Source organism: Nioella sp. MMSF_3534, assembly GCF_030732985.1.
Classification (GTDB): Bacteria; Pseudomonadota; Alphaproteobacteria; order Rhodobacterales; family Rhodobacteraceae; genus Nioella.
On record NZ_JASHJX010000069.1, the window covers coordinates 1 to 12500 of the forward strand.

Annotated in this window: 12 protein-coding genes (1 of these 12 running past the window's edge); 10 read left to right on the forward strand and 2 right to left on the reverse strand. The window is 64.0% G+C overall.

Annotated elements, in window-relative coordinates; all coding sequences use genetic code 11:
• Positions 1-128: 128 nt before the first annotated feature.
• Positions 129-779 carry a GntR family transcriptional regulator gene (locus RBB16_RS19315; RefSeq protein WP_306047672.1) on the reverse strand — a complete coding sequence of 217 codons (651 nt, stop codon included), beginning with the start codon at positions 777-779 and terminating at the stop codon, positions 129-131.
• 143 nt (positions 780-922) lie between these two features.
• On the opposite strand from RBB16_RS19315, the gene RBB16_RS19320 reads away from it, so the two are divergent.
• The 8 genes from RBB16_RS19320 (at position 923) to RBB16_RS19355 (ending at position 9140) form a co-directional block, all read left to right on the forward strand.
• Positions 923-2008: a polyamine ABC transporter substrate-binding protein gene (locus tag RBB16_RS19320; RefSeq protein ID WP_071690738.1), complete on the forward strand. Its 1086-nt coding sequence runs from the start codon at positions 923-925 to the stop codon at positions 2006-2008.
• Positions 2009-2086: 78 nt separating this feature from the next.
• Entirely contained in the window at positions 2087-3223 is a 1137-nt protein-coding gene (locus RBB16_RS19325; protein WP_306047673.1) for an ABC transporter ATP-binding protein, read from the forward strand.
• A gap of 9 nt (positions 3224-3232) precedes the next feature.
• Entirely contained in the window at positions 3233-4129 is an 897-nt protein-coding gene (locus tag RBB16_RS19330; protein ID WP_306047674.1) for an ABC transporter permease subunit, read from the forward strand.
• The gene (locus RBB16_RS19335) at positions 4126-4947 is read left to right on the forward strand and encodes an ABC transporter permease (protein ID WP_306047675.1); all 822 of its coding nucleotides are present in this window, start codon (positions 4126-4128) and stop codon (positions 4945-4947) included. Before RBB16_RS19330 ends, RBB16_RS19335 begins: the two co-directional genes overlap by 4 nt.
• Entirely contained in the window at positions 4944-6284 is a 1341-nt protein-coding gene (locus RBB16_RS19340; protein WP_306047676.1) for a glutamine synthetase family protein, read from the forward strand. The genes RBB16_RS19335 and RBB16_RS19340 overlap by 4 nt, the downstream gene beginning before the upstream one ends.
• 4 nt (positions 6285-6288) lie before the next feature.
• Positions 6289-7620, forward strand: a complete 1332-nt coding sequence (locus tag RBB16_RS19345) for an FAD-binding oxidoreductase (protein WP_306047677.1) — start codon at positions 6289-6291, stop codon at positions 7618-7620.
• Between the two features lie 3 nt (positions 7621-7623).
• Positions 7624-8343: a type 1 glutamine amidotransferase gene (locus RBB16_RS19350; protein ID WP_306047678.1), complete on the forward strand. Its 720-nt coding sequence runs from the start codon at positions 7624-7626 to the stop codon at positions 8341-8343.
• Positions 8340-9140, forward strand: coding sequence for a class I SAM-dependent methyltransferase (locus tag RBB16_RS19355; protein WP_306047679.1), 801 nt, complete (start codon positions 8340-8342; stop codon positions 9138-9140). Before RBB16_RS19350 ends, RBB16_RS19355 begins: the two co-directional genes overlap by 4 nt.
• Before the next feature lie 138 nt (positions 9141-9278).
• Here the strand turns inward: RBB16_RS19355 and RBB16_RS19360 are convergent, their stop codons facing one another.
• Entirely contained in the window at positions 9279-10172 is an 894-nt protein-coding gene (locus RBB16_RS19360; RefSeq protein WP_306047681.1) for a LysR family transcriptional regulator, read from the reverse strand.
• A gap of 92 nt (positions 10173-10264) precedes the next feature.
• On the opposite strand from RBB16_RS19360, the gene RBB16_RS19365 reads away from it, so the two are divergent.
• Together RBB16_RS19365 and RBB16_RS19370 are read left to right on the forward strand one after the other, a co-directional pair.
• A complete protein-coding gene (locus RBB16_RS19365; protein WP_306047682.1) occupies positions 10265-11455 on the forward strand; it encodes a pyridoxal phosphate-dependent aminotransferase in 1191 nt (396 codons plus the stop codon).
• A gap of 11 nt (positions 11456-11466) precedes the next feature.
• On the forward strand, positions 11467-12500 hold the 5' portion of the coding sequence (locus tag RBB16_RS19370) for an acyl-CoA dehydrogenase (RefSeq protein ID WP_306047683.1). Its footprint extends 175 nt past the window's final position; the window shows 1034 of its 1209 coding nt (coding positions 1-1034); it begins with the start codon at positions 11467-11469; its stop codon lies off the right edge, out of view.

Genomic DNA, 12500 nt, shown 5'->3' on the forward strand with positions numbered 1-12500 from the left:
TGTACACCCCCCGTGCAGACCGGTCCGCCCAAAAAAGCTCCTTTCCTTAACAAATCCTTTTCATCTTGGCCCAAATACCTCAGGGGGTGTACGCCCGGTGCACGGGGGGTGCCGGGGGGATTTCGGGTTCAGCCGCGCAGGGCCTGGGTCATCAGGTCGAGCCCCTGCTGGATGTCCTGTTCGATGGCGCGGGCGGCGGCGGCGGCGTCTCGGCGGTGCAGGGCCTCGATGGTTTCGGAATGCATGTCGGGCAGGTTCGAGGTGCCGAACCGGCCGCTGACCACGCGCAGCGAGGGGCCGAATTGCAGCCAGAGCGATGTGACGATCTTGCGCAGGATGGGGGTGCCCGCCATGTCGTAAAGCGCGAAGTGAAAGCGGAAATTGCTTTCCAGGTAAGCCTCGATATTGCCGGTGGCGATGGCCTGATCCACCTGTGCATCAAGGGCTTCGAGCCGGGCGATGCCCTCGTCGGTGATCTGTTCGGCGGCCAGTTGCGCCATCTTCGGTTCCAGCGCGAAGCGGGCGTAATAGATTTCGTCGATGCGCTGAGGGGACAGCTCCGGCACGCAGACCCGCCGGTTGCCAAGCGCCTCCAGCGCGCCCTCCGCCGTGAGCCTGCGGATCGCCTCGCGCACCGGCGTAACCCCCGCCCCGACCGCATCCTTGAGCCCCAGAATCGTGACGCCCTGACCCGGCAGAACCTCGCCGAACAGAATCATGTTGCGGATCTTTTTGTAGATCGCCTCATGTTCAGGCAGTTTCGGATCACTTGCAGTCACGGCGCGGGCCTTTCATGATGAAATCCTGGTCATGGTTACCCGATCTGGCGGGTTTGGGGAGTGATTCTCATAAAATTCTTGCGCCGAATCGGGTTTTTGATCAAATAAAAAAGAAATCACTCAATCCAACGGGAGAATTTCGGATGTCTAACAGGGTACTCATGCTGGCGGCTGCGGGGTCGATGATCGCGCTCTCGGCGGCGGCAGAAGAAGTGCGGGTCTACAACTGGTCCGACTATATCGACGAGGCACTTCTGGCGCAGTTCGAGGAAGAGACCGGCTATGAGCTCGTCTATGACGTGTTCGACTCGAACGAGCTTCTGGAAACCCGGATGCTGGCGGGCGGCTCGGGCTATGATGTTGTGGTGCCGACCGGCACGTTCCTGCAGCGACAGATCCAGGCGGGGGCGTTCCAGCCGCTCGATTACGACCTGTTGCCCAATGCCGGCAACATGTGGGACGTGATCATGGACCGGACCGCCCAGTACGATCCGGGGAATGAGCACGCGATCAACTATATGTGGGGGACCACCGGGCTCGGCGTGAATGTGGGCCGGGTGCGCGAGATCCTCGGCGAAGATGCTCCGGTCAACTCTCTGGAACTGGTCTTCAACCCTGAGAACATGGAACGTCTGGCAGAGTGCGGCGTGTATTTCCTTGATGCACCGACCGAGATGATCCCCGCTGCCCTGACCTATATCGGAGAAGATCCCGACAGCCACGACCCCGATGTCATCGCGCTGGCAGAGCCGGTGCTGACCGCCGTGCGCCCCTATGTGCAGAACTTCCACAGTTCCGAATACATCAACGCGCTGGCCAATGGTGACATCTGCGTTGCGATCGGCTGGTCCGGCGATGTGTTGCAGGCGCGGGCGCGCGCAGAGGAGGCGGGCAATGGGGTCGTGATCGAGTATCATGCCCCGGTCGAAGGTGCGCAGATGTGGTTCGACATGATGGCGATCCCGGTCGACGCGCCGAACCCGGCGGGCGCCCATGCCTTCCTCAACTTCATCATGGACGCCGAAAACATGGCCGCCGCCTCGAACTACGTGTTCTTCGCGAACGGCAACCTCGCAAGCCAGGAATTTCTGGTATCCGAGGTGATCGACGATACGGCCGTGTACCCGGATGAAGTGACCATGGCCGCAACCTATACGACCCGGCCCTATGACGCGCGTGTGCAGCGTCTGGTGACCCGCATGTGGACCCGGATCAAATCGGGCACCTGAGACCCGCGTTGAACCAGACAATCGTCGCGCCCGGTGACTGCACCGGGCGTGATGCCCCGTACGGGCCAAGGAGCCATCATGAAACCCGCCGCCAAACCTGCCGAGTTCGCCCCGTGGCTGGACCCGAATGAAACGCCCCTGATCCGCTTTGACGGGGTCACCAAGCGCTTCGGCGATTTCACCGCGATCGACAACATCGACCTCAAAATCTACCGCAAGGAATTCTATGCGCTGCTCGGGCCATCGGGTTGCGGCAAGACCACCCTGATGCGGATGCTGGCCGGGTTCGAGACGCCCACAGAGGGCACGATCACCATCGGCGGGCAGGATATGAAGGGCATTCCGCCCAACCGGCGCGAGGTGAACATGATGTTCCAGTCCTATGCGCTGTTCCCGCATCTGACGGTCTGGGACAATATCGCCTTTGGACTGAAACGCTCGAAGATGGGGAAGGAAGAGATCCCCGAACGGGTGAAGGAAATGCTGCGCCTGACGCGGCTGGAGAAATTCGCCAAGCGCAAGCCGCACCAGATTTCCGGCGGTCAGCGGCAGCGCGTGGCGCTGGCCCGGTCGCTGGCCAAGGCGCCGAAGCTTTTGCTGCTCGACGAACCGCTCGGCGCGCTTGACGCGAAGCTGCGCCAGCAGACCCAGTTCGAGCTGATGGATATCCAGGAAAAGACCGGTACGACCTTCGTGATCGTGACCCATGACCAGGAAGAGGCAATGACAGTGGCCAGCCGCGTGGCGGTGATGGACAATGGCAAGGTCATCCAGGTCGACACGCCCGCCCGCATCTACGAGACGCCCAATTCCGTCTATGTGGCCGATTTCATCGGCGATGTGAACCTGATCACCGGCAATGCCACGCTGAAGGACGAGGGCCTTGCCGCCCTGTCCTGGGCGGAAGGCCAGCCCGAGATTATCGGCACGGCGGGCGAGGGGCTGTCAGCGGGCAATGCCACCTTCGTGATCCGGCCCGAGAAAGTGGCGATCAGCGCCGAGCGTCCCGAGGGCATGAACAATGTCGTGCAGGGCCGCATCCATGACATCGCCTATCTGGGCAATATCTCCACCTACCATGTCGCGCTGCCCGACGGCACGATGATGAAGGCGCAGGCGGCCAATAACCGCCGTCTGTCCCGGCGCAGTTTCACCTGGGAAGACGAGGTCTGGCTGTCCTGGACGGATACCGCCGGCCTTGTGCTGGCCAGGTAGGGGGGCATCATGAACCTCGCCCGCCGCACCCTGATCGGGATTCCCTATCTCTGGCTTCTGCTGCTGTTCCTCGTGCCCTTCGGGATCATCTTCAAGATCTCGCTGTCGGATTACGCGGTGTCGATCCCACCCTATACGCCGACGCTGGACCTGTCCGAAGGCTGGCAGGGCATCCGCGGCTTTTTTGCCGCGCTGGACTGGGAAAACTATGTCTTCCTGACCGAGGACGATCTCTATTGGCGGGCCTATCTGTCGTCGCTGAAGATCGCCGTGATCTCGACCTTCCTGACCCTTCTGGTGGGCTATCCGATTGCCTATGGCATGGCGAAATCTGCCCCGGAATGGCGCCCGATGCTGATGATGCTGGTGATCCTGCCGTTCTGGACCAGCTTTCTCATTCGCGTCTACGCCTGGATCGGCATTCTGTCGAACGAGGGCTATCTGAACCAGCTGCTGCTGTGGACCGGCATCATTTCCGACCCGCTTCAGATCATGAACACGCCCACGGCGGTCTATATCGGCATCGTCTACACCTACCTGCCGTTCATGATCCTGCCCATCTACGCGACGCTGGAACGCATGGATGACAGCCTGCTGGAAGCGGCCGAGGATCTGGGCTGTTCGCGCCTGTCGGCCTTCTGGATCATCACCCTGCCGCTGTCACGCTCCGGCATCATCGCGGGCAGTTTCCTTGTCTTCATCCCAGCCTTGGGTGAATTCGTGATCCCCTCGCTTCTTGGCGGGTCGTCCACTCTGATGATCGGCAAGGTGCTGTGGGAGGAGTTCTTCTCAAATCGGGATTGGCCGGTGGCGAGCGCCGTGGCGATCATCCTGCTGCTGATCCTCGTGATCCCGATCATCCTGTTCCAGAAGAACCAGGAAAAGAACCAGGAGGCCGACGCATGAGACGGTTTTCCTGGTTCAACGCCACCGCACTGACGGCGGGCTTCGCCTTCCTCTACATCCCGATGATCATTCTGGTGATCTACAGCTTCAACGAAAGCCGGCTGGTGACGGTCTGGGCCGGGTTCTCGACCCATTGGTATGGCGAGCTCTTTCGCGATCAGGCCTTCCTCGACGCGGCCTGGGTGACGCTGCGGGTGGCCTTCGTGTCCTCGACCATCGCGACGATCCTGGGCACCATGGCGGCCTATGTGCTGGTGCGCGGCGGCAAGTTCATGGGGCGGACGCTGTTTTCGGGCATGATCTATGCGCCGCTGGTGATGCCAGAGGTGATCACCGGCCTGTCGCTGCTGCTGCTGTTCATCTCGATCGGGTTGGATCGTGGCATCTTCACCATCATCCTCGCGCATACGACCTTTTCGATGTGCTACGTGTCGGTCGTGGTGTCCTCGCGTCTGGTCAGCTTTGACCGGTCGGTGGAGGAAGCGGCGCTCGATCTGGGCTGCACGCCCTTCGATGCGTTCAGATCCGTGACCCTGCCGCTGATTGCCCCTGCCGTCATCGCCGGTTGGCTCTTGGCCTTCACCCTGTCGCTGGACGATCTGGTGATCGCGTCCTTCACCGCCGGACCGTCGGCCACCACGCTGCCGATCAAGATCTTCTCGTCGGTGCGCCTTGGCGTCAGCCCGGAAATCAACGCGCTGTCGACGATCCTCATCCTCATCGTGACCATCGGGGTGATCTCTGCCTCGCTGGTCAGCAAACGCCGGATCGTGCAGCAGCAGCGCGACGAACAAATGGCGGAACAGGCACAGCAATGAACCAGGAATACGAGGCCTATTGCGCAGCGCACGGGCGGCCCGAGCGCATCGAGCTGATGCTGTGCGATATCAACGCGGTGTTGCGCGGCAAATGGCTGCCGGGCGACGCCATCGGCAAGCTGGAGGCGGGCACCGTTCGATTGCCCTATTCCACCTACGCGCCCGCGATCATGGGCAATGAGGTAGAGGCAACCGGGCTTGGCATCGTCGTTGGGGACCCTGACGGGGTTTTGGTGCCCGTGCCCGGTACGTTGTGCCCGGTGCCGTGGATGCCCGGCAACGTGGCGCAGCTTCAGGTGGAAATGCTGACGCCAGAGGGCGGGGCCAGCCCGATTTCCCCTCGCGAATTGCTCAAGAGCATGCTGGCGCGCTTCAAGGAGCGCGGCTGGCATCCGGTTGTCGCAACCGAGCTGGAGTTCTACATCCTGCGCCCGCGCGAACGTGGCGACGACGCGCCCATACCGCCTGCGCGCACCCCCATGGCCCAGAACTACGATCTGGAGGTTGTCTCGCGGCAAGAGGCGATCCTGACCGAGATTCTCAACGCCTGCGAAACGCAAGGTCTGGAGACCGACACGCTGATCGCCGAATACGGCCCCGGCCAGTTCGAGGTGAATTTCCACCATACCGACGACGTCCTGCGCGCCGCCGAGACCGCGATTTTCTTTCGCCGTCTGGTGCGCGGGATCGTGGCGCGGCACGGGATGGAAGCCACCTTCATGGCCAAACCCTATGCCGATGCGCCGGGCAACGGAATGCATGTGCATTGCTCGGTTCTCGATGATGAGGGCAACAATATCTTCACCCCCGAACCCGGACAGAGCGGCCCGTCGCCGGTTCTCAAACAGGCGGTGGCTGGCGTGCTGGACACCATGGCCGATCTTCAGGTGATCTTCGCGCCGCATATGAATTCTTACCGCCGGTTCCAGAGGATGAGCTTCGCACCCTCCGGCCCCGATTGGGGGCTCGACAACAGGTCCGCCGGGGTGCGCCTGCCGGAGATTGGCGGCAAAGGCGCGCGGCTGGAGCATCGGATCGCCGGGGCCGATGTGAACCCCTATCTGGTGCTGACCGCGATCCTGGGGGGCATTCTGCACGGCATCGACACCGACCCCGAACTGCCACCGTCTCTGGATGAACCGGGGGCAGAGCCCGCCGATCCCCTGGGCCATGACTGGTTTGACGCGGTGGAACGGTTCGCGGAGTCCGACCACGCGGCGGAGATCTTCGGGGAGGAATACCGCTTCATCTACACCGCCGTGAAAAATGACGAGGTGCAGACCCTGACCAGCCTGATCACGCCCGTGGAATATCGCTACTATCTCAGCCGCCTCTGACCCCATGCGCCGCCTCTATGAACCGATGGCCTACGGGCCAGAGCCAATCGCCCACAGCTTCTGGCCCGCCACGGTCGAGGCCGTGCCGGCGCATTCCCCCGTTGAGGCTGCGCATGAGGTGGACATTGCCATCATCGGCGCGGGATTCACCGGGCTCAATGCCGCGCTTGCGCTGGCCGAGGCGGGGCGCGACGTGGTGGTTCTGGAGGCCGAACAGCCGGGATGGGGCGCCTCGGGGCGCAATGGCGGGTTCTGCTGCCTGGGTGGGGCCAAGGCTGGCCCGTCGCAATTGCTGAAACGGTTTGGCGAGGCCGACACGCAGGCCTACTACCACGCTGAACGCGCGGCAGTGGATCATGTCGCGGCACTGCTCGACCGGCACGGGATCGAGGCCGACACCCATTCCGACGGCGAAACCCTGCTGGCCTTCCGGCCCAAGGATATCGCGGTGCTGCGCGATCTGTCGGCAGAAATGCGCCGCTTGCAGCAAGTGGAATGCGAGCTGATCCCGCGAGAGGCACTGGCAGAGCGGGGCTTTGCCAGCCCCGAGTTTCACGGCGCGCTGACCACCCCCATCGGCTTCGCACTCAACCCGATGAAATACGTGCTTGGGCTGGCGGGCGCTGTGACCCAAGCCGGGGGGCGGATTTTCGGCGGCTCACCTGTGACCCGCATCGGGTCGGAAAACGGGCGGCACGTGCTGACCACGCCAGGGGGCAGCGTTAAGGCGAAAACGCTGATCGTGGCCACCAACGGCTACAGCGCCGACGATTTGCCCGGCTGGCTGGCGGGGCGCTATCTGCCGGTGCAATCGAACGTGCTGGTGACCCGTCCGCTAAGCGAAGAGGAACTGACCGCGCAGGGCTGGACCAGTCACCAGATGTGTTACGATACCCGCCACCTGCTGCATTATTTCCGCCTGATGCCGGACAGGCGCATGCTTTTCGGCCTGCGCGGCGCGATGAAGACAACACCCCGCGCCCATGCCCAGACCCGTGCCATCGCGCGCGCCGATTTCGATCGAATCTTCCCCAAATGGCGGCATGTGGAGACCCCGCATTTCTGGTCGGGCCTGCTGGCGCTGGCGCGCGATCTGGTGCCCTATGCGGGGCCAATCGAGGGGATGGACAACGCCTGGACCGCCATGTGTTACCACGGCAATGGCGTCGCCATGGGCAGCTATGCCGGGCGGCTTCTGGCCGCGCAGATCATGGGCGAGGGGCCCGCCACACCCGCCCCCTTGCGTTCCGCGCCAAGACGGTTTGAACTGGGCCGCTGGCGGCGCGCCGTGCTGCCCTTCGCCTATACGTTTTACGGCCTTCAGGACCGGGGATAAGAGATGAGCAAACAACCCGTGATCGGCATTCTGGAAACCGGCCGCCCGCCCGAGCATCTGGCGCCGGACCATGGCAATTACCCGATGATGGTGCAGGACTGGCTGGACCTGCCGGAGGCGCGGTTCATCAGCTTTGCGGCGCTTGATGGGGTGCTGCCCGAAGACCCGCGCGCCGCTGACCTCTGGGTCATCACCGGATCGCGTTTCGGGGTCTACGAAGGGCATCCCTGGATCGCCCCGCTGGAGGCCTTCATCCGCGCCTGCCGCGATGCGGGTGTGCCCATGGTGGGCATCTGCTTCGGCCATCAGGTGATCGCGCAGGCGCTTGGCGGGGATGTGGGGAAATCCGATAAGGGTTGGGGCCTTGGCGTACATGACTATACCCCCCATGACTGGCCCGAGGCGCTTGGACAAGCCCCTGAAAAGATTGCGATTCAGGCCTATCATCAGGATCAGGTCTTCACCCCGCCCGACGGGGCCGAAACGATTGCCAGCAGCGATTTCTGCGAACATGCGGCGCTGTGGTATCCCGGTTTCGCGCTGACCGTGCAGGGCCATCCGGAGTTCGGCAAACCCTATACGCAGGCTCTGCTGGAGAGCCGCCGGGGGACGGTGCTGAAATCTGAAGAGGTGGATGTGGCGCAGGGCACCATGGGCAGGGACGTGACGCGATCCGATCTGGCGCGGATCGTGCGCGAGTATCTGCTGTCGGCAAGGTCATGAGCGACGCGGAGGCCATTGCCGCGAACCGCGCGGCATGGGACCACTCGGCGCGGCATCACCGGGGCAATGCGGAATGGCAGCGGTTGGTGGCGGGCTTTGCCGACCCCGGCTTTTTCTGTTTTGACGCGACCGCGACGGAGGCCCTGCAAGCCGTTGGTGTGGAAGGGAAATCCTGCGTTCAGATCGGCTGCAACAATGGCCGCGAATGCCTGTCGCTGAGGGCGCTCGGCGCGGGCCGGGTGCTGGGGATCGACCAGTCGCAGGCCTTTCTCGATCAGGCGCGGGATCTGGCTGCGATCTCGGGGCGTGAGGTGGCGTTCCTCTGCGCTGATATCCATGATCTTCCCGATGGGGTAGGGCAGTTTGACCGCGCGCTCATCACCATTGGCGTTCTCAACTGGATGCCAGATTTGTCGCGGTTTTTCAACGCGGTGGCGGGGTTGATCGCGCCGGGCGGGGCGTTGGTGATCTACGAAACCCACCCGTTTCTGGAAATGTATGATCCCGATGCCGCGGACCCATTCACGCCCACGATCAGCTATTTCCCGGATGGCCCTGATGTGGCGGCGGAAAGCATCACCTATGACGGCAGCACGCCTGCGGGGGAGCCGCCCGTCAGCTACTGGTTCGCGCATTCAATGGGGCAGGTGATCAGCGCCGTGGCAGGGGCGGGGCTGCGGATCGAGCGGTTGGAAGAGCATCCGCATTGCAACCGGGAGGTGGCCTATGAGCGGTATGAGAACCGCCCCGCGCAACTGCCGCTGTGCTATGTGCTGACCGCTCGGAAAACCGGCTGAAAACAGGGGGTGCCATGCGTACACCCCCTGTACACCCCCCGTACACCCCCCGTACAGACCAAACGCGGGTTCCGGGCGGGGGACGGCTGTTCGAACAGCCGTGAAAAGATCCTTCGAAGGATCTTCCCCGCGCCCCGTTCAGCCGGGTGCGATCTCCTCGGCCAGCCAGTCGCGCAATGAAACGAGCGGCGGGTAGTCCGCGCCGGCCTCGGGCCAGACCAGGTAGTAGGCGCCAAATCGACCAGCCTCGGACTGGGGCAGCGCCTGAAGCACGCCGCTGGCCAGATCCGCCTCGACCAGAAACCGGGGCACGAGCGCCGCGCCCAATCCCTGTTTGGCGGCCTCGATCATCGTGGCGAACTGGTCGAACTGCACCGCGATCCGGTCTTCTGTTCCCAGGCCATGCGCCATGAACCAGCGCCGCCACGCGCCCTTGCGGCTTTCGATCTGAAGCCGGGGCAGGGGGGCGACATCCGACGGGGCCTCTACCTTGCGGCCCGCCAGCAGCGCGGGCGCGGCCACGGCCATGTTTTCCTCCTCCATCAGCTTCAGAAACCCCGCGCCGGGCCAGTCGCGCTGGCCGAAATGAATCGCGGCGTGGAAATCTTCGCGCGCGAAGTCGAACGGATGCGTGCGGGTGGCGAGGTTTACCGTCACGCCGGGATGGGCGGCCATGAAGCGGGGCAGGCGCGGGGCCAGCCAATAGGTGCCGAAGGCGGGCAGAATCGCGAGGTTGAGCAGGCCCCCATGCGGGTTCGAGCTGAGCGAAAGGGTCGCGCTGGCGATGGTGGCAAGCGCGCCGCGCAATTCCTTGGCGTAGGTCGCGCCCGCCGGGGTCAGGATCAGTCGCTGGCGGTCGCGGGTGAAGAGCCGTTGCCCGAGCCGATCCTCAAGCTTTTGCACCTGTCGGCTGACCGCGCCTTGCGAGAGGTCAAGCTCGGCCGCCGCTTCGGTGACGGATCCAAGCCGGGCCACGGCCTCAAACGCCGAGAGCCAGGGCAGCGGGGGAAGGAAGCGTCGGGGAAAAGTCATTCCGTTTTGTAATGATTGTCTGCCGGATTGTCGATGGATTGTGTCATCTGCCTGCGCTATCCCATGCGCAATCGTCAAAAAGGTTCCCTGTGATGACTGATTTCCGCCGTTCCCGCCGCGCCAGCAACCTCGCCCTGTCCGAGATCGTGCGCATTTCCGAAGCTGCGCGGGCGCTGCGCGCCGAGGGGCGCGACGTGCTGACCTTTGGTACCGGGGAGCCGGATTTCCCGACGCCGGGTCCTGTGATCGAGGCTGCGCATCAGGCGGCGCTGAACGGCGAAACGACCTATCCGCCGACGCAAGGCACGCCCGCGCTGCGCAAGGCGATTGCGGACAGCGCCGGGTTCGCCGCCGATCCGGGGCAGGTGATCGTCTCCACGGGTGCAAAGCAGGTCATCGCCAACGCGTTCCTTGCCACGCTTGATCCGGGCGAAGAGGTGATCCTGCCCGCGCCCTACTGGACGAGCTATGCCGATATCCTGACCGTCTGCGAGGCGGAGCTTGTCGCGCCGAAATGCGGGGCGGAAACGGGTTTCAAACTGACGGCGGACGCTTTGGATGCCGCGATCACGCCCAAGACGCGGTGGCTTCTGCTCAACAACCCCGGCAACCCGTCCGGGGCGCTCTATTCCAAGGCCGATCTGGAGGCGCTGGCCGAGGTGCTGCGCGCGAACCCGCATGTCTGGGTCATTGCCGACGAGATCTACGAACATATCGCCTTCGACCCCTTCACCTCCTTCCGCAATGCCGCGCCGGACCTTGCCGCGCGCACGCTGGTGGTCAATGGCGCCTCCAAGGCTTACGCAATGACCGGCTGGCGGCTTGGCTGGGGGATCGGGCCGGTGCCGCTGATCAAGGCAATGGTGGCGGTGCAGGGCACGTCCACCTCGGGCGCGTCCTCCATCTCGCAGGCCGCTGCGCTGGCCGCATTGACCGGGCCGCAGGACCTGCTGGCAGAGCGCTGCGCCGCCTTCCGCGCGCGGCGGGACATGGTGGTATCGGCCCTGAACGCGATCCCCGGCATCGACTGCCCCGAACCCGGCGGGGCGTTCTACGTCTTCCCCTCCTGCACGGGGCTGATCGGCAAGCGCCGTCCCTCGGGCGAGCTTCTGGAAACCGATGCGGATGTCTGTGACTACATCCTGTCTGAAGTGGCGGTGGCCCTCGTGCCGGGCCGCGCCTTCGGGCTGCCGGGCCATTTCCGCCTGTCCTATGCCTATTCCACCGATGACCTGACCGAAGGCCTGAGCCGGATCGCCCGCGCCGTGGCCGCCCTGACCTGAGGAGATCCGAGATGACCTTGAAAGCCAAAGACCGCCCCGACCTGTCGAGCTTCCAGTGGGACGACGCGCTGATGCTGGAAACCCAGCTGACCGAAGACGAACGCATGCTGCGCGACGCGGCGCGGGAGTTCGCCCAGTCCGAATTGCAGCCCCGCGTGATCAAGGCCTATGCCGAGGAAACCGTTGCGCCGGAGCTGTTTCCGCTGATGGGGCAGGCGGGGCTTCTTGGCGCGACGCTGCCCGAGGAATATGGCGGGCTTGGCGCGAACTATGTCACCTATGGCCTGATCGCGCGGGAGATCGAGCGGGTGGATTCCGGCTATCGGTCGATGATGTCGGTGCAATCCAGCCTCGTGATCTACCCGATCTACGCCTACGGCTCGGAAGAGCAGCGCCAGAAATACCTGCCGGGGCTGTGCTCCGGTGACCTCATCGGCTGTTTCGGCCTGACGGAACCCGATGCGGGGTCGGATCCGGCGGGCATGAAGACGCGGGCGGAGAAGACCGACGCCGGGTATCGCCTGACGGGCTCCAAGATGTGGATTTCCAACGCGCCGATCGCAGATGTCTTCGTGGTCTGGGCGAAATCCGAGGCGCATGGCGGCAAGATCCGGGGCTTCGTGCTGGAAAAGGGCATGGCGGGGCTGTCTGCGCCCAAGATCGCGGGCAAGCAGTCGCTGCGGGCATCCGTGACGGGCGAGATCGTGATGGACGGTGTCGAGGTGGGCGAAGACGCTTTGCTGCCGAATGTGCAGGGTCTGAAGGGGCCGTTCGGCTGCCTCAACCGCGCGCGCTATGGCATCGCCTGGGGTGTGATGGGCGCGGCGGAGTTCAGCTGGCACGCGGCACGGCAGTATGGGCTGGACCGCAAGCAGTTTGGGCGACCGCTCGCGCAGACGCAGCTGTTCCAGAAGAAGCTGGCGGATATGCAGACCGAGATCACCCTTGGCCTTCAGGCGGCGCTGCGGGTGGGGCGGTTGGTGGACGAGGCCGCCGCCGCGCCCGAGATGATTTCCCTCATCAAGCGCAACAATTGCGGCAAGGC